This is a genomic window from Longispora urticae (assembly GCF_053902585.1).
This window is the reverse complement of record NZ_JAQZSH010000021.1, coordinates 36,170-55,792: the sequence shown is the minus strand read 5'-3', so window position 1 is coordinate 55,792 and position 19,623 is coordinate 36,170. Positions and strand designations below refer to the sequence as shown.

The 19,623-nt window shown below is 72.1% G+C and carries 14 protein-coding genes; 10 read left to right on the top strand and 4 right to left on the bottom strand.

Annotated features, from left to right (window positions below; genetic code table 11):
* Positions 1-6 precede the first annotated feature (6 nt).
* Positions 7-663: a class I SAM-dependent methyltransferase gene (locus tag PT931_RS11430; RefSeq protein ID WP_456245710.1), complete on the bottom strand. Its 657-nt coding sequence runs from the start codon at positions 661-663 to the stop codon at positions 7-9.
* An 81-nt stretch (positions 664-744) separates the two neighbouring features.
* Between PT931_RS11430 and dxs the strand changes: the two genes are divergently transcribed.
* From dxs to PT931_RS11380, 10 genes are all read left to right on the top strand, one after another.
* Positions 745-2,676, top strand: coding sequence for a 1-deoxy-D-xylulose-5-phosphate synthase (gene dxs, locus PT931_RS11425; RefSeq protein ID WP_456245709.1), 1,932 nt, complete (start codon positions 745-747; stop codon positions 2,674-2,676).
* A 260-nt stretch (positions 2,677-2,936) separates the two neighbouring features.
* Positions 2,937-4,736 (top strand): DUF6541 family protein, encoded by a 1,800-nt coding sequence (locus PT931_RS11420; RefSeq protein ID WP_456245708.1) that lies wholly within the window; start codon positions 2,937-2,939, stop codon positions 4,734-4,736.
* A gap of 8 nt (positions 4,737-4,744) precedes the next feature.
* Entirely contained in the window at positions 4,745-6,553 is a 1,809-nt protein-coding gene (locus PT931_RS11415; protein WP_456245707.1) for a hypothetical protein, read from the top strand.
* A 4-nt stretch (positions 6,554-6,557) separates the two neighbouring features.
* A complete protein-coding gene (locus tag PT931_RS11410; RefSeq protein ID WP_456245706.1) occupies positions 6,558-8,348 on the top strand; it encodes a hypothetical protein in 1,791 nt (596 codons plus the stop codon).
* Between the two features lies 1 nt (position 8,349).
* On the top strand, positions 8,350-10,161 hold the full coding sequence (locus PT931_RS11405; protein WP_456245705.1) for a hypothetical protein: 1,812 nt from the start codon (positions 8,350-8,352) through the stop codon (positions 10,159-10,161).
* The gene (locus PT931_RS11400; RefSeq protein WP_456245704.1) at positions 10,158-11,939 is read left to right on the top strand and encodes a hypothetical protein; all 1,782 of its coding nucleotides are present in this window, start codon (positions 10,158-10,160) and stop codon (positions 11,937-11,939) included. The genes PT931_RS11405 and PT931_RS11400 overlap by 4 nt, the downstream gene beginning before the upstream one ends.
* Positions 11,940-11,968: 29 nt before the next feature.
* Entirely contained in the window at positions 11,969-12,628 is a 660-nt protein-coding gene (locus PT931_RS11395) for a response regulator transcription factor (protein ID WP_456245703.1), read from the top strand.
* Between the two features lie 76 nt (positions 12,629-12,704).
* A complete protein-coding gene (locus PT931_RS11390; RefSeq protein ID WP_456245702.1) occupies positions 12,705-13,790 on the top strand; it encodes a sensor histidine kinase in 1,086 nt (361 codons plus the stop codon).
* A 191-nt stretch (positions 13,791-13,981) separates the two neighbouring features.
* Positions 13,982-14,353, top strand: a complete 372-nt coding sequence (locus PT931_RS11385) for a VOC family protein (RefSeq protein ID WP_456245701.1) — start codon at positions 13,982-13,984, stop codon at positions 14,351-14,353.
* Between the two features lie 65 nt (positions 14,354-14,418).
* Positions 14,419-14,727 carry a hypothetical protein gene (locus tag PT931_RS11380; protein WP_363726332.1) on the top strand — a complete coding sequence of 103 codons (309 nt, stop codon included), beginning with the start codon at positions 14,419-14,421 and terminating at the stop codon, positions 14,725-14,727.
* A 94-nt stretch (positions 14,728-14,821) separates the two neighbouring features.
* Here PT931_RS11380 and PT931_RS11375 read toward each other — a convergent pair whose 3' ends face one another.
* The 3 genes from PT931_RS11375 to PT931_RS11365 all read right to left on the bottom strand — a co-directional run bounded on the left by PT931_RS11375 (position 14,822) and on the right by PT931_RS11365 (position 19,539).
* On the bottom strand, positions 14,822-16,828 hold the full coding sequence (locus PT931_RS11375) for a 3-hydroxyacyl-CoA dehydrogenase NAD-binding domain-containing protein (protein WP_456245700.1): 2,007 nt from the start codon (positions 16,826-16,828) through the stop codon (positions 14,822-14,824).
* Positions 16,825-18,018 carry a thiolase family protein gene (locus PT931_RS11370; RefSeq protein WP_456245699.1) on the bottom strand — a complete coding sequence of 398 codons (1,194 nt, stop codon included), beginning with the start codon at positions 18,016-18,018 and terminating at the stop codon, positions 16,825-16,827. The genes PT931_RS11375 and PT931_RS11370 overlap by 4 nt, the downstream gene beginning before the upstream one ends.
* A gap of 252 nt (positions 18,019-18,270) precedes the next feature.
* On the bottom strand, positions 18,271-19,539 hold the full coding sequence (locus tag PT931_RS11365; RefSeq protein ID WP_456245698.1) for an HRDC domain-containing protein: 1,269 nt from the start codon (positions 19,537-19,539) through the stop codon (positions 18,271-18,273).
* Between the last annotated feature and the right edge of the window lie 84 nt (positions 19,540-19,623).

The following is a 19,623-nucleotide window of genomic DNA, read 5'->3' as shown; positions in this document are numbered from 1 at the left end:
CGGCGGTCACACCCTGCGTGCCGAGATCCCCAGCAGGTCCGGCAGCGTCGCCAGCCCTCGTTCCGTGAGCCGGGTCGGGGCGAGTCCCGCGTCCAGGAACGCGTTGACCAGGTCCGATACGGGCAGGTGCCGCGCGCCGACCCGGGCCCGGACCCCCTCGCTGGTCCATGCCCGGAAGCTCACGCCCGGGTGGCCGTACAGGGCGCTCGTGATGGTCACCCGCTCCGGGTCGGACCGGTCGGCGAAGGCGCCGACGAAGCACGGGTGGACCCCGACGTGGGCGAGAACACCCCCGGGGCGCAGTACCCGGGCCGCCTCGCGCAGCACCGCCGGGTAGTCGGGGACATCGGTGTGGATCAGGACCGCGGCCACCGCGTCCAGGGACCCCGACGCGACCGGCAGCCGGCCCGCGTCGGCCAGCGCCACCGGCAACCGGTCGACGGCGAACCCCAGTTGACCTGCGGAGATGTCCACCCCGACCGGCGTGCGGCCGGTGGCCCGGAGCGCGGCGGCGTGCACGCCCGTCCCGCAGCCGACCTCCAGGACGGTGCCCCGGCCCCGGCCGAGCAGCTCGGCGAGCACCCGGTCGACCATGGCCGTGTAGGGGGAGTCTGTGACGAACTCGTCGTACCACGCGGCGTGTGGGTCGTATGTGGCGGTCATGCCCCGGGAATGTAGCGGATCCTGTGAAGGATCACAGCTCGACAGGAGTCCGGAGACGCCCGGTCATTAGACTGGCCCGTTATGAGCACCAGTGAAGGCACCGGCATCCTCGCGTCCGTCACCGGCCCGCACGATCTGCGCGGCCTGACCACGGAGCAGCTGGCCGTGCTGGCGACCGAGATCCGCGATTTCCTCGTCGACAAGGTGTCGAGGACGGGTGGGCACCTCGGGCCGAACCTGGGCGTGGTCGAGATGACCATCGCCATGCACCGTGTCTTCGACTCGCCGAAGGACCGGGTCCTGTTCGACACCGGGCACCAGGCGTACGTGCACAAGATCCTCACCGGCCGGCAGGCGGGCTTCGACCAGCTCCGCCAGCGCGGCGGCCTCACCGGCTACCCGTCGCAGGCGGAGAGCGAGCACGACCTCATCGAGAACTCGCACGCCTCCACGGCCCTGTCCTACGCGGACGGGCTGGCCAAGGCCTTCGAGCTGCGCGGCGAGCACGACCGGCACGTCGTCGCGGTCGTCGGGGACGGCGCGCTCACCGGCGGCATGTGCTGGGAGGCGCTGAACAACATCGCCGCCGGCCGGGACCGGTCCGTGGTGATCGTGGTCAACGACAACGGCCGGTCCTACGCGCCGACGATCGGCGGGCTCGCCGACCACCTGGCCACGCTGCGGCTCAACCCGTCGTACGAGAAGGTGCTCGACCTGGTCAAGGACGCCCTGGGCCGTACGCCGCTGGTCGGCGCCCCGCTGTTCGAGGCCCTGCACGCCGTCAAGCGCGGGCTGAAGGACGCCATCGCCCCGCAGGCCATGTTCGAGGACCTCGGCCTGAAGTACTTCGGCCCGGTCGACGGCCACGACCTCGCCGCGATGGAGAAGGCCCTGGAGCGGGCCAAGCGCTTCGGCGGCCCCGTGATCGTGCACGCGGTCACCCGCAAGGGCTACGGCTACCGGCCGGCCGAGGACGACGAGGCCGACATGATGCACGGCCCGGGCGCCTTCGACAAGCTCACCGGCAAGCTCACCGCCGCGCCCAGCCTGAAGTGGACCTCCGTCTTCGGCGACGAGCTGGTCGAGCTGGCCGGCGAGCGCCCCGACATCGTCGGCATCACCGCCGCGATGGCCGAGCCGACGGGGATCGCGAAGCTGATGCGCGCGTACCCGTCCCGCGCCTACGACGTGGGCATCGCCGAGCAGCACGCCGTGACCTCGGCCGCCGGCCTGGCGATGGGCGGCGCGCACCCGGTCGTCGCCGTCTACGCGACGTTCCTCAACCGCGCCTTCGACCAGGTCCTGCTCGACGTGGCGATGCACAAGCTGGGCGTGACGTTCGTCCTCGACCGGGCGGGCATCACCGGCCCCGACGGCCCGAGCCACTACGGCATCTGGGACATGTCCGTCTTCGGGGTGGTGCCGGGCCTGCGCCTGGCCGCGCCGCGCGACGCGCAGACCCTCCGCGAGGAGCTCCGCGAGGCGGTGGCCGTGACCGACGGCCCCACGATCGTGCGCTTCCCGACCGGTACGGTCCCGGCGGCCCTGCCCGCGCTGCGCAGTGTGGGCGGCGTCGACGTGCTCGCCGAGGCTTCGCGCAAGGACGTGCTGCTCGTCGGGGTGGGCTCCTTCGCGCACCTGGCCATGGACGCCGCCACCCGGATCAGCGAGCACGGCTACGGCGTGACCGTGGTCGACCCGCGCTGGGTCCGCCCCGTGCCGGAGGTCCTGGCCGAGCTGGCCGCCGGGCACCGGCTCGTCGTCACCGTCGAGGACGGGGTGCGCACCGGCGGCGTGGGCGAGGCCGTGGCCACCAGCCTGCGCGAGGCCGGGGTGACCGCCCCGGTGCACGTGCTGGGTGTCCCGGCCGACTGGCACCCGCACGGCACCCGCAACGAGATCCTCGCGGACCTGGGCCTCACCGCCCAGGACGTCGCCCGGGACGTGACGGGCTGGCTGTCGGAACTCGACGAGCGCGCCATCCCCGGCGAGCTGAGCAACTTCACCGCCTGACCGGGAGGGGACGACAGCGCGCTGTCGTCCCCTTTCCGTGCGTCCGGGCGGTAGCGGGACGCACGAGCCGAGTGTCCGGTCCCCGTAAGGGTGGCTCCGGGCTCGAAGCAGCAGGTGTCGTATCATGTTGTCCGTCCAGCGCCTGGCCTTGGCTGCCGAGGCGGAACGCCCTGCGGGTCCGCACGGTTCGCGTGTGTGGGCGGGAGGCGCGGCCGCGCTGTTGCGCGTGACAGCGCAGCGATCGGGAGGGGAAGCGCCAGATGGCGACGCTTGCGTCGAGTGTTGATGCCCGGACGGAGTCGACGGACGGGCAGGTCGACAGCGGCGCGCGCCGCCGGCGGCTGTACGACCTCGGTGCGGTCCTGGTCTACGTACTGGGCGCGTTCTACGTGACGTCCCGGCTGTGGCTGGACCTGGACAAGCGGATCCAGGCGAGCAACGAGCAGGACCACGGCTTCTTCCAGTTCGTGCTGACGAACGCCGCGCGGTCCCTCGTACACCTCGAGAATCCGCTCTTCAGCTCGCAGGTCAACGTGCCCGACGGCGTGAACATGATGGCCAACACGTCCATCCTGGGCCTGGCCATCCCGCTGGCCCCGGTCACGCTGCTGTTCGGGGTGAACGTCTCCTACGCGCTGCTCGTCGTGATCGCGCTGTCGGGAACCGCGATCGCCTGGTACTGGCTGTTCTCCCGGCACCTCGTCACCTCGCGGGCCGCGGCCTTCATCGCCGCCCTGTTCTGCGGGTTCGCCCCGGCCTTCGTGTCCCAGGCCAACGGGCACCCGAACATCGCGGGCCAGTTCATGGTCCCGATCATCCTGTACTGGGTGGCGAAGCTCCGGACCTCCGAGCGCCCGGTGCGCACCGGGATCGTGCTGGGCCTGCTGATCACCTACCAGGCGTTCATCAACGAAGAGGTGCTCCTCTTCATCGCGATGTGCGGCCTGATCATGACCCTGGTCTACGGGGTCTCGCACCGGGCCGAGTTCCGTGCCGCGTTCAGGCGCGCCGCCACCGGGCTGGGCGTCGCGGCGGGCCTCGCGCTCGTGCTGCTCGCGTACCCCCTGTGGTTCCAGTTCTTCGGCCCCCAGCACTACGGCGCGGTGCCGGCCCTCTCGGTGACCTACTACAGCGACCTGGGCTCCTACTTCGCCTACGCGTCCGAGTCGCTCGCCGGCGCGCCGTTCCGGGACCGGGGCCTGCACGCGCACCAGGCCGAGGAGAACGCCTACTTCGGCTGGCCGCTGATCCTGCTGTGCCTGGCCACCCTGGTGCTGCTCTGGCGCAACACGATGGTCCGGATCGCCGCCGCCGTCGCGGTGGTCTTCGGCTCGTTGTCCCTCGGCCCCGTGATCAAGATCTACGGGTACAACACGGGCCTGCACAGCCCGTTCAGCCTGATCAACGAGATCCCGGTGCTCGAGTCGGTGGTGCCCGTCCGGTTCGCGGTCATGGTGACCCCGGCGCTCGGGGTGCTGCTCGCGATCGCGTTGGACAAGGTGATCACCGCGCCCCGGCTGGCCGGCACGCCGCGCCTGCTCTGGTACGCGGGCTTCGCCGCCGCGCTGCTGCCGATCATGCCGACCCCGCTGCCCGCCCGGGAGGTCCCGCCCGCCCCGGCGTTCGTGACCCAGGGGCTGTGGAAGCAGTACGTCGGGCCCGGAGACAGCATCGTGACCGTGCCGCTGGGCAACATCGGCAACCTCCAGGCCCAGCGCTGGTCCGCCCAGGTGAACCTCGACATGCCCGTCGCGGGCGGCTACTTCCTCGGCCCCGCGCAGAGCGACGACCCCCGGGCCCGCGCGCTGTACGGCCAGCCGTCCCGGCCCACCTCGGACCTCCTGAACACCGCGTCGATAACGGGCAAGGCCCCGGTGATCACCGACCAGAACCGGCGCGACGCCGTCACCGACCTCAAGCACTGGCACGCCGGCGCCGTCATCCTCGGCCCCGTCAAGAACAAGGACATCCTGCTGCCCATCGTGCGGGAACTGCTCGGAGAGCCGCAGTTCATCGGCGGCGTGTGGGTGTGGGACGTACGGTCAATGGTCAAGGGCTGAGGGCGGTCATGGCAGTGAAGGCAGTCGCCACGACGGACGACACCGTGGCGCCGGAGTCGCGGGCGCGGGGGATCAGCGGGCTGCGCGGGTGGCTGGCCCGGCACCGGTTCGGGCTCCTCGCGAGCCTGCTGTACACCCTCGGCGGGATCTGGGTCTACGCCCGGCTGTGGGTGAACCCGCAGGTCCGGCTCGTCGGCGACGGCCAGGACCACCAGCTGTTCATCTGGATGCTGGGACACGCGGCCCGTGCGGTCACGCACCTGGAGAACCCGCTGTTCAGCACCCGGCTCAACGCCCCCGAGGGCGTCAGCATGATGGCGAACACCTCGGTGCTCGGCCTCGGCATCCCGATGACCCCGATCACGCTGCTGTTCGGCGCGACGGTCAGCTTCGGGGTGCTCGGCGTGCTGTCCCTGGCCGGCACCGCCGCCGCCTGGTACTACGTGTTCTCCCGGCACCTGGTGTCGTCGAAGGTCGCGGCGGCCGTGGCGGGCGCGCTGTGCGGGTTCTCGCCCGGCCAGATCTCGCACTCCCCGGGCCACCTGCACATCATCGCCCAGTTCGTGCTGCCGTTCATCGTGCTGTACGTGCTCCGGCTGGCGAAACCCGGCGCGCGGACCGTGCGCGACGGGGTGATCCTCGGGCTGCTCATCACGTACCAGGTGTTCGTCAGCGAGGAGATGCTGCTCCTCACGGCCATCGGCTGCGCCGGACTCGCCGCCGTGTACTCGGTCCTCCAGCGCAAGGACGCGCGCGCCGCGTTCATGCCCATGCTGCGCGGGCTGACCGTGGCCGGGCTGGTGTCGCTGGCGTTCCTCGCGTACCCGCTGTGGCTGCAGTTCTTCGGCCGGCAGTACTCCCGTGGCCTGCCCTTCAACGCCGTCAACTACATCTCCAACGCGCTGGCCTACTTCACCTACCCCGGCCAGTCCGTCGCGGGCGACCAGCTCCAGGCCGTGCGCCTCGCCTCGAACTACGGCGAGCAGAACTCGTTCTTCGGCTGGCCGCTGATGTTCCTGACGTTCGCGATCGTGATCTGGCTGTGGAAGAAGAACCCGACCGTCCGGCTGCTCGCGGTGACCGCCGTCGGCTTCGTGCTGCTGTCGCTCGGCAAGCAGGTCGTGATCGGCTCGCACGGCACCGGCATCCCGATGCCCTTCCGGGTGCTGCAGCACGTGCCGGTCCTCGACATGGCCCTGCCGACCCGGTTCTCGCTGATCGTCGTCCCGCTGATCGCGGCGCTGCTCGCCATCGCCGGCGACAAGCTCGTCGCGGCGCGGGACGGCGGGCTGCCGGTCCGCTGGCTGTGGGGGACCGCGCTCGCGATGGCGCTGATCCCGATCGCGCCGATCCCGCTGCCCGGGTTCGACCCGAAGCCGGTCCCGGAGTTCATCACCTCGGGCCAGTGGCGTGAGTACGTGCCGGAGGGCCGGACCCTGGTGCCCGTGCCGCTGCCGCGCAACGACGCGATGGACGGCATGCGCTGGGCCGCCGCCGAGAACGTGGCCTTCGCGGTGCCCCGGGGCTTCTCGATCGTCCCGGACGGCACCGAGAAGCGCTCCGGCGTGTTCGACGCCCGGAACCGGCACACCTCCGACCTGCTCCGCACCGTGGCCAGCACCGGCACCTCCGCCGTCGTGACCGACCTGGACAAGAAGGAAGCGGTCAACGACCTGCGGTACTGGAAGGGCTCCGTCGTCGTCCTCGGTGAGCACAAGCACCAGGCGGCGCTGAAGACCACCCTCGACGCGCTCCTCGGCCCGGGCCAGCTGATCGGTGGCGCCTGGGTCTGGGACGTCCGGACACTGGTGGGCTGAGGACGTGACAGTGGACAGCGTCGACGCGGGAGCGCCGACCACGCCCGACGGCCCGGCCCCCGTGCCGCCGCCGGTCCGGGAGAGCCTCGCCCAGCGGTGCGTGGACCGGCTCGGTACGCTGCCGACCCCGCTCGTGGCGGCGGTCGCGTACCTGGTGGGCGCGGTGTGGATCATGTCGCGCCTGTTCACCGGTACCCAGCGGATCTCGGGCGTCGCGGGCCGCGAGCAGGCCTACGGCGAGTGGATGATGCTGCACGGCGCGCGGATCCTCACCGAGGGGGTGTCGCCGTGGACGGAGTCGCAGGTGGCGTTCCCCCAGGTCGTCAACACCTTCAGTGACCAGGGCATCCTCGGGCTCTCGGTGCCGTTGGCCCCGCTGACCCTGCTGCTCGGACCGAACCGGGCGTTCGTCCTCACCGCGGTCCTCGTCCTGGCGGCCTCCGCCTTCGCCTGGTACTGGGTGCTGTCCCGGCACGTCGTGACCAGCCGGCTCGCGGCCGTTCTCGGCGGCGCGCTGGGCGGCTTCGCCCCGGGCGTCGTCGCGCACGCGCAGGGCGACCTCGGGTTCGCGGCCCAGTTCCTGGTGCCGTTCATCATCTGGCGGGTGCTGAAGCTCCGCGAGGGGCGTGCCCTGCGCGACGGCGCGATCCTCGGGCTGCTGTGCGTCTGGCAGGGCTTCATCGAACCCGAGATGCTCATCCTGCTCTCGGTCGGGTTCGTCCTCTTCTTCGCGGCGTACGCCACCCAGCGGTTCTCCGAGGTGCGCGCGTACGCGCCGGCCGTCCTGCGCGGGCTGGCCGTCGCGGCCGTCATCACGCTGGTCGCGCTCGCGTACCCGCTGTGGACGCAGTACTTCGGGCCGCACCGGGACCACCCGTCCCGCGCGCTGCGCACCATGGGCGCGGACCTGGTGTCGTTCGTCCGGTTCGCCACCCCGTCGCTGGCCACCCACCCGGTCGGCCGGGTGCACTACGCCCAGTCCGGCATCGAGCAGAACACGTTCTGGGGCTGGCCGCTGCTGACGCTCCTCGTCGCAGCGGCGTGGTGGCTGAAGACCCCGCTGTCGCGGACGATCGCCCTGACCAGCGGCGTGCTGTGCCTGCTGGCCTGCGGCGCGACGTTCACGATCAAGACCTCCTCCACCGGGGTACCGGGACCGTGGCGGCTGCTCGCCGACCTCCCCGTGCTGCGCGGCGTCGCCCCCGGGCACCTCGCGCTCATGGTCGTCCCGCTGATCGCGGTCCTGTTCGCGGTGGCCGCCCAGCGCGCCGCCGAGGAGGTCGCGCTGCTGCGGGCGGAGCGACCGGGCACCCGGATGGCGTTCCTCTGGTACGGGCTGGTGGCCGCCGCGCTGCTGCCCGCCGCGCCCGCCCCGGTCCGGGTCGCCGACATCCACGTGCCGGAGTTCGTCTCGGCGGGCACCTGGCGCACGTACGTGCCGGCGGGCAGCAGGCTGGCCATCGTGCCGACCACCGGCTCGTCCGACCCGACCGAGCTGCGCTGGGCGCTGGCCACCGACCTGGAGCTGAAGGTCACGGACGCGCACCTCGCGCCCACCCTGGACCGGGCGCGGATGGCCACCCTGCGCGGGGCGCGGGTCGCCGAGGCGGACAAGGCCGCCGCCCTCAAGGCCCTCGCCGACGGCCGCGCCTCGGTGCTGGTCATGCACGCCGAGCGGGTCATGCCGGAGGGCAAGAACGAGGAGACGCTGTGGCGGATGACCACGGCACTGGTCGGCACCGAACCCGTCTGGGTCAGCGGTGTGTGGGTGTGGGATCTACGGACGGTGAATTAGGGTGAAGGTTCGAGACGTGCCGTCCACCGAGAACCCCACCGAGGACACCGCTCCGGCGTCGACGGGCAAGCGCCCGCGCCGGATCCGGTACGACCTCGGGGTGCTGTTCGTCTACCTGCTCGGCGCGCTCGGGCTCACCGCCCGGCTGTGGATCGACCTGGACAACCGGGTGCTGGCGAGCTTCCCGCCGGACCAGTACCTGTTCGAGTTCTTCCTGTCGCACTCCGCCCGGGTCGTGACCCACCTCGAGAACCCGCTGTTCACGAACCAGCTGAACTTCCCGGACGGCGTGAACGTCATGGCCAACACGGCCACGTTCGCGATCACGATCCCGCTGATCCCGGTGACCCTGGCGTTCGGGCCGCACGTGTCGTTCGCGGTGATGGTGACGCTCGCGCCGTTCCTGACGGCCTTCGGCTGGTACCTGCTGTTCTCCCGCAAGCTCGTCGAGTCCCGGCTCGCGGCGGCGGTCGGCGGCGCGTTCTGCGGGTTCGCCCCGGGGATCGTCGCCCAGGACAACGTGCACCCGAACCTGGCCATGCACTTCGTGGTCCCGTTCATCATCTGGCAGGTGCTCCGGCTCCGCGAGGGCGCGAACCCCGTGCGCACCGGCCTGCTGCTCAGCGCGCTGATCGTCTACCAGTTCTTCATCAACGAGGAGATCCTGCTGTTCACGGCGCTCGGCCTCCTGGGCTTCACCGGGATCTGGGCGCTGTACAACAAGGCCGAGGCGAAGCGGGTCCTCAAGCGCTTCATCGGCGGGCTCGCGGTGGCCGCCGTGGTCTCGTTCGCGCTGCTGGCGTACCCGATGTGGTTCCAGTTCTTCGGACCGCAGCACTACCACGGCTTCGGCGACTTCGTGCACCTGTTCGGCGCGGACGTGTACTCGTTCACCGCGTTCCCCACCCACTCGCTGGGCGGCAGCCCCGACAGCGTCCTGCTCGCCAACAACGTGGTCGAGGAGACGACGTTCTTCGGCTGGCCGCTCATGGTGATGTCCGTCGTGTGGGCGGCGATGCTCTGGCGGCGTACCGACGTGAAGGCCGCGACCATCACGGCGGCGGCGTTCGCCGTGGCGTCGCTCGGCAGCCACCTGCACATCGGCGGCCAGCTGACCAAGATCCCCGCCCCGTGGTACCTGTTCGCGAAGCTCCCGCTCCTCGACTCGGTGATCGCCAGCCGGCTGACCCTGGTCATGATCCCCTGGTTCGGCATGCTGATCGCCCTGGTCCTCGCCCGGATCCTGCGCGCGGACAACACCGTCGGCGCGGCGTCCCGGATGCGGATCTTCATGCTGGCGGGCGTCGCCGTCGCGCTGATCCCGCTGATCCCCACCCCGCTGGGCGCCGTGCACCGGCCGCCGGTGCCGAGCTTCATCACCTCGGGGGAGTGGAAGACCTACGTGGACGACGAGCACTCGCTGGTCCTGCTGCCGGTGCCGTACGCCTCCGTCGGGATCGCGGCCGTGCAGTGGAACGCCGCCGCGCGCGCCGAGTTCGCCATCACCGGCGGCTACTTCCTGGTGCCCAACCCCGACACCCCCGACGACGAGGGCATGTTCGGCCCGCCGCTGCGGCCCACGTCGAAGATCTTCTACAAGATGGCCACCGACGGGAAGACCACGGTCATCACCGACAAGGAACGGGCCGACGCGATCGTGGACCTGAAGTTCTGGAAGGCCGGGGCCGTCGTGCTCAGCCCGAACGAGAAGAAGGCGGCGCAGTACAAGGCGACGATGGTCGACCTGCTGGGCGTGGAACCGGAGTGGAAGGGCGGGGTCTGGCTGTGGGACGTCCGGGAACTGACCCGTTGACCAGGCCGGCGGCCGAACCCGACGCGCCGGAGGCCCCCGCGTCGGGGCCCACCCGGGCCTGGCGGTTCGCCCGGGGCGCCGTGCCGCACCTGAGCTACCTGGCGATCGCGCTCTACGTCACCGCCCGGATGTGGGTGCACCGCGACGTGCGGCTGTCCGCCGTGAACCCCACCGACCACGAGCAGTTCCTCTGGTTCCTCGGGCACGCCGCCCGGGTGGTCAGCCACGGGGAGAACCCGTTCGTCACCGACCGGCTCAACGTGCCGGACCAGGCCAACATGATGGCGAACACCAGCGTGCTGGGCCTGGGCGTGCCGCTGTCGCCGATCAGCCTGGTCTTCGGGGTGCAGACCACGTTCGTCGTGGCGCTCACCCTGACCCTGGCCGGGACCGCCTCCGCCTGGTACTGGCTGTTCAGCCGGCACGTGGTGGAGTCCAAGCTCGCCGCGTACGTCGCCGCCGGGTTCCTCGGCTTCGCCCCCGGAATGGTCGCCCAGGCCGCCGGCCACCCGAACCTGACCGCCCAGTTCCTGGTACCCCTCATCGTCTGGCGGGTCGTCAAGCTCCGCGAGGGCCGGCCGGTCCGCAACGGGATCATCCTCGGCCTGCTCATCGTCTACCAGGTCTTCCTCAACGAGGAGGTCCTGTTCATGGTGGCCATGGGCTGCGGCATCTTCGTCGCGGTGTACGCGCTCCAGCGCCGCCAGGAGGTCCGCGCCCAGGTCAAGCCGTTCGTCCAGGGGCTGTCGGTCGCGGCCGGCTTCTCGTTCGTGCTCCTCGCGTACCCGCTGTGGACGCAGTTCTTCGGGCCCGCGCACTACCGGGGGCTGCCGGAGGGCCTGGACAAGTACTCCACCGACGTGGCCTCCTTCACCGGGTTCGCCCGCCGCTCGCTGGCCGGCAGCGACGCCGCCGCCGACAAGCTGACCCTCAGCGCCAACGAGGAGAACGCGTTCTTCGGCTGGCCGCTGGTGCTGTTCGTCCTCTGCGCGCTCGCCGTGTACTGGCGGCGCCCGATGGTGCGCTCGCTCCTCGTCGTCGGCCTGTTCTTCGCCGGGCTGTCCCTGGGCAAGACCGTCGTCTTCAACGGCGAACTGACCGGCATCCCGGGGCCGATCCGGCTGCTCCAGCACGTGCCGCCGTTCGACCTGGCCACGGCCACCCGGTACACCCTGATGGTCATTCCGGTCGTCGGGGTGCTGCTCGCGCTCGGCTGCGACGGGCTGGCCCGGTGGGCCGGGACCGAGAGGTGGCGCTGGGCGGTGGCCTCCCTGCTCGTCGCCGGGGTGCTGCTGCCGATCGCGCCGACCCCGCTGACCGTGCGGGACCGGCCGATCCCGGCGTTCGTGACCAGCGGGGCCTGGAAGGCCTACGTGGACGACGACCACACCCTGGTGTCCGTCCCGGTGCCGCGCAACGACCGGATGACGGGCATGCGCTGGTCCGGGGTGACCAACCTGGGCTTCAAGGTGCCGCGCGGCTACTTCATCGGCCCGACCGGCCCGGACGACCCCACGGCCACCTGGGACCCGGCGCCGCGGCCCACGTCCTCGATGCTCCGCGACGTCGCGGCCGGCGGGAAGGTGCCCACGGTCACCGACGCCGACCGGGCGAACGCGGTCGCGGACCTGCGGTACTGGAAGGGCGCCGTGGTGGTCCTCGCCGCCACCGAGCACAACGCCCAGCCCCTGCTCCAGACCGTCACCGCCCTGCTCGGCGCGCCCACCTGGGACGAGGCCGGCGGAGTGTGGCTGTGGGACGTGCGGAACCTGCACTAGTCTCGGTGGGCTGACGAAGGGGCGTGTCCATGCGGGTACTCGTGGTCGAGGACGAACGGCACCTCGCCGACGCCATCGCACGTGGTCTGCGCCGGCAGGGCATGGCCGTCGACGTCGCCTACGACGGCAAGGACGGCCACTTCCAGGCCATGACCACCCGGTACGACGTGTGCGTCCTCGACCGGGACCTGCCCGGAATGTCCGGGGACGACCTGTGCGCCGACCTGATCGCGTCCGGCGCGCTGACCCGGGTGCTGATGCTGACCGCCAGCGGCAGCGTCGCCGACCGGATCGAGGGCCTCGAACTCGGCGCCGACGACTACCTCGGCAAGCCGTTCGACTTCGACGAGCTGGTGGCCCGGATCCGGGCGCTCGGCCGGCGCGCCACCCCGGCCGCCCCGCCCGTCCTGCGCGCCGGGGACGTGACCCTCGACCCCGCCCGGATGCACGCCGACCGGGCCGGCCGGCCGCTGGAGCTGACCCGCAAGGAGTTCGGGCTGCTCAGCGTGCTGATCAAGGCCGGCGGTGCGGTGGTGTCCAGCGAGGAGCTGCTGGAGCGGGTCTGGGACGCCAACGCCGACCCGTTCACCACGACCGTGCGGGTCACGATGATGACGTTGCGGAAGAAGCTGGGTGAGCCGGCGCTGATCGAGACGGTGGTCGGCGCCGGGTACCGGATCGCGGCGTGAGGCCGGGGGACGGCCGGGGCCGGCGGCCCTGGCACGGCCCGGGCGTGCGGCCCGGGCGCGCGGCCGGAGGGCCGGCGTGAACTCGCCCCGGCCGACCCTGCGCCGCCGGATCACCCTCCTCAACGGCGTACTGCTGATCGCCTCCGGCACCGGCGTCCTCCTCGTCATCTGGCTGATGGTCCAGGCGGGCGCCTCCTCGACCGAGGCGCTGGTCGCCGGGCTGGCCGCCCTGGCCGTCCTGAGCACCCTCGGCGTCATCGGCGGGTACTGGATCACCGCCCGGGCCCTGCGCCCCCTGCAGCAGGTCACCACCACGGCCCGCCGGCTGTCCACGGAGACCCTCGACCAGCGGCTGCGGTACTCGGGGCCCGACGACGAGATCGCCGAGCTGGCCGCCACGTTCGACGCGATGCTCGACCGGCTGGCCGGGGCGTTCGACAGCCAGAAGCGGTTCGTGGCCAACGCTTCGCACGAGCTGCGCACCCCGCTCGCCGTGATGCGCACCGAGGTCGACGTGACGCTGACCGACCCGGAGGCGGACCTCGCCGAGTACCAGCGGATGGCCCGGGTGCTGCGGGACGCCTCCGTGCGCGCCAACAGCCTCGTGGACGCGCTGCTGCTCCTGGCCCGGACCGAGGCCCAGGCCGGCCGCAGGCTCGCCCGCAAGGCCCCCGTGGACCTCGCCGTGGCGTGCAGCACCGCCCTGTCGCCGGTGGGGCGCGACGTGGCCCGGATGGGCATCGTGGTGAACACCGACCTGCGGCCCGCGCCCGTCGTCGGCGACCCGAGCCTGCTGGACCGGCTCGCCGGCAACCTGGTGGAGAACGCCGTCCGGTACAACGAGCCCAACGGGCACCTGTGGGTCAACACCGGCATGACCGCCGAGCAGGCGTGGCTGGTGGTGGCCAACACGGGGGCCGAGCTGGACCCGTCGGAGGTGCCGGCCCTGTTCGAGCCGTTCCGGCGCGGCGGACTGGAACGGACCGGGTCCCGGGGCGCCGGACTGGGCCTGTCGATCGTGCGGGCGGTGTGCGACGCGCACGGCGGGAGCGTGCGGGCGGCGGCGCGGGCCGGCGGCGGGCTGGAGGTCACCGTGCTCCTCCCGGCGGCGGCGACCACGCCGGTCAACCGGGGCGCGGCGAGCGTGCCCCAGCGCCTCTGACGGGCGCACCGGGGGCAGCCGCGGGCCGATCTGACGGGCGTACCGGGGGCAGCCGCGGGCCGAGTCGTGCGGCGGATGGCGAGGTCGGGCGGCGCGGACGCGTACCCGGAAAAGGGTATTCCGGTTGCGGGGTTCCGACCTTGGTCACAGACTGGCCGCGACACATCCTTTTTGCGAACGGAGTTCCACCTGTGGTTTCCGCGTTGGCCCACATCACGATCGACAGTGCCGACCCCTATGAGCTGGGTACGTTCTGGAGCCAGGTCCTCGGCCTGCCCCTCGACGACGACCAGCCCGGTGACCCGGAGGCCGTGATCCGGCTCGACGAGCACCGGATGATCCTGTTCGTCACCGTGCCCGAGGCCAAGTCGATCAAGAACCGGATCCACTTCGACATCCAGCCCACCGACCGGACCCGGGACGAGGAGGTCGTCCGGCTGCTCGGCCTCGGCGCGACGCAGGTCAATGACTGCCGCCGCCCGGACGGCTCCGGCTGGGTGGTCGTGGCCGACCCCGAGGGCAACGAGTTCTGCGTCGAGCGCAGCCAGGCCGAGAAGGCCTGACCAGGTATTTCACACTCGGCCGGGCTGCCGGGGCGTGGGCGGGAAACGCTCGGTAGGCTTTCGCCATGACTGCTGAAACGACGCAAACCCGATACGTCCGTATTCCGGCCGAGATCGTGGTCGAGGTAACCGACGAGGCCGCCGTTCGGGCCGCCGCCCGGGCTGCGGTGGACGCCGCCGAGGACATGCCGGCCGACGAGCGGGCCGAGGCCCTGGAGCGGATCGCCGACGAGGACATCGCCGACGCGGTGGCCCTGGTCGTCAACCTGGAGGGCCTGCTCGAAGGGGTCTCCGGGCTGGAGATCGTCGAGGCGACCTGGTCCGCGGAAGAGGACGACGAGTACGAGCCGTTCGACGACGAGGACGACGAGTAGAGAAGGCATGAAAAGGGGCGGCTCCTCCGGGAGCCGCCCCTTTCGCGTCAGAGGGCCGCCGGTCTGCCGGGACCGGGCACCTCCCCGACGCTCGCTACAGCTTGCCGACGCTCCGCAGGTACGGGGTGATCCCGCCCAGGTGGAACGGCCACCCCGCGCCCAGGATCATGCACAGGTCGATGTCCTTGGCGTCCGCCACGACACCCTCCTCCAGCATCAGCCGGATCTCCTCGGCGACGGCCGTCAGAGCGCGCTCCTTCAGCTCCTCGCCGGTCGGGCCGCCCTCGCGGGGGCCGTAGATCTCGACGACCCGGGGGTCCAGCTCGCCGTCGGCCGTGTGGAAGCTGGTCAGGCCGGCCGCCACGAGCTTGCCGAGCTTCTCCGAGACGGCGAACCGGTCCGGGAACGCCTCGTGCAGGGTCTCCGCCACGTGCAGCGCGACGGCCGGGCCGACGAGCCCGACCAGGGTCAGCGGGCGCATCGGCATGCCGAGGGAGTCCACCGCCCGGTCGGCGACCGTGAAGTCGGTACCCTCCTCGACCGCGCCGAGGATCTCGCCGAGGAACCGGGTCAGCAGCCGGTTGACCACGAACGCCGGCCGGTCGGCGACCAGCACGCACGACTTGCGCAGCGCCTTGCCCACCCCGAACGCGGTGGCCAGCGTCTCCTCGTCGGTCTTCTCGGCCCGGACGATCTCCAGCAGCGGCATGGCCGCGACCGGGTTGAAGAAGTGCAGGCCGACGACCCGCTCCGGGTGCGCGAGGTCCGCGGCCATCTCCGTGATCGACAGCGAGGACGTGTTCGTGGCGAGCACGCACGACTCGCTCACCACGGCCTCGACCTCGGCGAACACCTGCTTCTTCACGGCCAGGTTCTCGAACACGGCCTCGATCACCAGGTCGGCGTCCGCGAACGCCTCCTTGGTCACCGAGCCGCTGACCAGGCCGCGCAGCTTGGCGGCCTTGCCCGGCAGCATCTTCTTCTTCGCGACCAGCTTGTCGATCTCGGCGTTGACGTACGCCACGCCCTTGTCGACCCGCTCCTGGTCGAGGTCGGTCAGCACGACCGGCACCTCGAGGCGGTTGGCGAACAGCAGCGCGAGCTGGCTGGCCATCAGACCGGCGCCCACGACGCCGACCTTGTTCACGTCGCGGCCGTCGTCCGGGTCGGGCGCGCCGGCCGGGCGCTTGGCGCGCCGCTGGACCAGGTCGAACGAGTACAGGCCGGCCCGCAGCTCCGGCGAGAAGATCATGTCGGCCAGGGCCTCGTCCTCGGCCGCCGTGCCGTCCTCGAAGCTCGCCGTGCGGGCCAGCTCCATCAGCTCCAGCGCCCGGTAGGGGGCCGGGGCCGCGCCGTGCAGCTTCTCGTCGAGCAGCTTCTTCGCGTACCCGATCACGGCGGACCACGCGGGGCCCCGGTCGATCTCGGCCCGCTCCACCTCGGTCGTGCCGGCGACCACGGCCGCCGCCCAGCCCAGGGACCGCTCCAGGAAGTCCGCCGGCTCGAACAGGGTGTCGGCGATGCCCAGCTTGAGGGCGTCGGCCGGCTTGAGCATCCGGTTCTGGCTGAGCGGGTTCTCGATGATGACCTTGGCCGCGTTGGCCGGGCCGATCAGGTTCGGGAGCAGCTGGGTGCCGCCCCAGCCCGGGACCAGGCCCAGGAAGCACTCCGGCAGGGCCAGGGCCGCGGCCCCGGTCGAGATGGCCCGGTAGTGGCAGTGCAGGGAGAGTTCGAGGCCGCCGCCCATGGCCGCGCCGTTGACGAACGCGAAGGTGGGGACCGTCGAGTTCTTGAACTTCGCGAAAACGGCGTGGCCGAGCCGGCCGATCTCCAGCGCCTGCTCGCGGCTCGTCACCTGCGGGATGCCGGTGATGTCCGCGCCGACGGAGAAGATGTACGGCTTGCCGGTGACGGCGATGAACGCCGGGTTCTCGGCGACCGCCGCGTCGAAGGCCTCCGACAGCGACGCCAGACCCTCGGGGCCGAACGTGTTCGGCTTCTTGTAGTCCAAGCCGTTGTCGAGCGTGATCAGGGCGGCCTTGCCGGCCTGACCGGGGACGGAAACGAAGCGCAGCAGCGCCTTCGTCACAACTTCGCTCACTTGTTTCCCTCCCAGTGCGGGTTCTCCCAGATCACAGCCGCGCCCATGCCGATCCCGATACACATCGCGTTCATGCCGTACCGCACGTCGGGGCGCTCGGCGAACTGCCGGGCCAGCTGGGTCATCAGCCGGATCCCGGAACTCGCCAGCGGGTGCCCGATCGCGATCGCGCCGCCCCACGGGTTGACCCGCGGGTCGTCGTCGGCGATCCCGAAGTGGTCGAGGAACGCCAGCACCTGCACGGCGAACGCCTCGTTCAGCTCGAACAGGCCGATGTCGGCGATCGTCAGGCCGGCCTTCTTCAGCGCCTTCTCGGCGGCCGGCACCGGGCCGTAGCCCATGATCTCCGGCTCGACGCCGACGTAGGCGTACCCGACGAGGCGCATCGCGACGGGCAGGCCCAGCTCGCGGGCGGTCTCCTCGTCGGCGATGATCGCGGCCGTCGCGCCGTCGTTGATGCCCGCGGCGTTGCCGGCGGACACCTTGCCGTGCGGCCGGAACGGGGTCCGCAGGGTCGCCAGCTTCGCCATGGAGGTGCTCCGGGGAGCCTCGTCCACGGTCGCCAGGCCCCAGCCGCCCTCGTCGTCGCGGGTGGCCATGCTGACCAGGTCGGGCTGGAGCTTGCCGTCGGCGTACGCCTTGGCGACCTTCTCCTGGCTGGCCAGCGCGAACGCGTCGCAGCGCTCCTTGGTCACGCCCGGCACCCGGTCGTGCAGGTTCTCGGCGGTCGCGCCCATCACCAGGGCGGACGGGTCGACGAGCTTCTCGGCGAGGATCCGCGGGTTCGGGTCGACGCCCTCACCCATGGGGTGCCGGCCCATGTGCTCGACGCCGCCGGCGATGGCGATGTCGTACGAGCCCATGGCGATGCCACCGGCGACCGAGGTCACGGCGGTCATGGCGCCGGCGCACATCCGGTCGAGGGAGAAGCCGGGCACGGTCTTGGGCAGCCCCGACAGCAGGGCGGCCGTCCGGCCGAGGGTCAGGCCCTGGTCGCCGATCTGGGTGGTCGCGGCGATGGCGACCTCCTCGACCCGCTCCGGGGGCAGCTCGGGATTGCGGTGCAACAGTTCGCGGATGCAGCGGATGACCAGGTCATCGGCGCGGGTCTCCGCGTACATCCCACCGGCTTTGCCGAAAGGGGTACGGACACCGTCGACGAAGACGACATCCCGGACAGAACGGGGCACGCGAGCCTCCTTGGATCGGCCTACGCGCCCTATGCTACCCGCCAGTAACCTGACTTGTCCCGGGGGTCTTCGTCACTCCCCGGGACCCCGGCGCGCGGCACCCCCGGCGCCCCGGGCGGCGATCGGCCCAGGTTCCGGGGGTGGTCGGGCCGGGCCCCGGGCGGTGCTCGGCCCGGGCCCCGGGCGGTGCTCGCCGGGGCCCCGGGCGGTGCTCGCCGGGGCCTCGGGCGGTGCTCGCCCGGGCCCCGGGTGTCACTCCGGCTCCGGTCCACCCTCCGGCGCGCCCGGCTCCGACAAGGCCCCCAGCAGCGCCGACGCGGTGATCGAGATCTGCCACTCCCGGGCACCGTGCCGGCGCAGGAACCCGGCGACGTCCCCGTCCTCCGGCGGCGCCCAGCACAGCCGCCGCACGGTGTCCGGGGTCAGCAGGTTCTCCTGCGGCAGCCCGAACTCCGTCGCCAGCGCCGTCACCGCCTCCCGGGACCGGGCCAGCCGCGCCGCCGCCTCCGGCTCCTTCTCCGCCCACCGGTGCGGGGGCGGCGGGGCGTCGCTCGGCGCCGAGGACGTCGGCAGCTCCTTCTCCGACAGCGCCCGGACCTCGGCGAGGGCGTCCAGCCACAGCTTCGACAGCCGCCGCGTCGACCGGCCGCCGAACATCGGCAGCACGAACAGCTCCGCCTCGTCCTTCGGGTCGGCCTGGGCCGCCGCCACGATCGCGGTGTCCGGCAGGATCCGGCCCGGGGCGGTGTCCCGCTTCGAGGCCAGGCCGTCGCGCACCGTCCACAGTGCGCGCACCCGGGCCAGGGCGCGCGAGCCGCGCACCTTGTGCATGCCGGACGTGCGCCGCCACGGGTCGACCCGGGGAGCCGGCGGCGCGGCGTTGACCAGCGCGGCGAACTCCTCCTCGGCCCAGCCGAGCTTGCCCTGCCGCTCCAGTTCCGTGCCGAGGGCGTAGCGCAGTTCGATCAGCAGTTCCACGTCCAGGGCGGCGTAGGTCAGCCAGGACTCCGGCAGGGGCCGGCTGCTCCAGTCGGCCGCCGAGTGGTGCTTCTCCAGCGTGAAACCGAGCAGGCTCTCGGTCAGCGCCGCCAGGCCCACCCGCTCGAAGCCGGCGAGCCGGGCGCCCAGCTCCGTGTCGAACAGCAGCGTCGGCCGCAGCCCGATCTCCGCGAGGCACGGCAGGTCCTGGCTCGCCGCGTGCAGCACCCATTCCGGGCCCGTGAGAGCCTCGGCGAGCGAGGAGAAATCCTCGAGGGGTACGGGGTCCACCAGCGCCGTCCCCGCGCCCACCCGGCGCAGCTGGATCAGGTACGCCCGCTGCCCGTAGCGGTAACCGGACGCGCGTTCGGCGTCCACCGCGATCGGGCCGGTGCCGGAGGCGAGCCGGTCGGAGTACGCGCGCAGGCCGTCCGTGTCCACGATCGGCGCCGGCGTGCCGTCCCTGGGCTCTACGAGCAGGGCGGTGTGCTGCGGGGGTTCGGCGTCGTGCGGGTACGTGGGGGACGGGCGATCATCGGCCATCCGACCACCGTACGGGGCGCGACCCGCTGCCCGTCGAGCCCCCCGGCGGGCGTGTTGCCCGCCTCCTCGCCGCGTGACGGTTTC

What these genes read in the sequence shown, in the direction of transcription:
- PT931_RS11430 (WP_456245710.1), bottom strand. Translation starts at nt 663, where the DNA reads ATGACCGCCACATACGACCCACACGCCGCGTGGTACGACGAGTTCGTC.
- dxs (WP_456245709.1), top strand. Translation starts at nt 745, where the DNA reads ATGAGCACCAGTGAAGGCACCGGCATCCTCGCGTCCGTCACCGGCCCG.
- PT931_RS11420 (WP_456245708.1), top strand. Translation starts at nt 2,937, where the DNA reads ATGGCGACGCTTGCGTCGAGTGTTGATGCCCGGACGGAGTCGACGGAC.
- PT931_RS11415 (WP_456245707.1), top strand. Translation starts at nt 4,745, where the DNA reads ATGGCAGTGAAGGCAGTCGCCACGACGGACGACACCGTGGCGCCGGAG.
- PT931_RS11395 (WP_456245703.1), top strand. Translation starts at nt 11,969, where the DNA reads ATGCGGGTACTCGTGGTCGAGGACGAACGGCACCTCGCCGACGCCATC.
- PT931_RS11380 (WP_363726332.1), top strand. Translation starts at nt 14,419, where the DNA reads ATGACTGCTGAAACGACGCAAACCCGATACGTCCGTATTCCGGCCGAG.
- PT931_RS11365 (WP_456245698.1), bottom strand. Translation starts at nt 19,539, where the DNA reads ATGGCCGATGATCGCCCGTCCCCCACGTACCCGCACGACGCCGAACCC.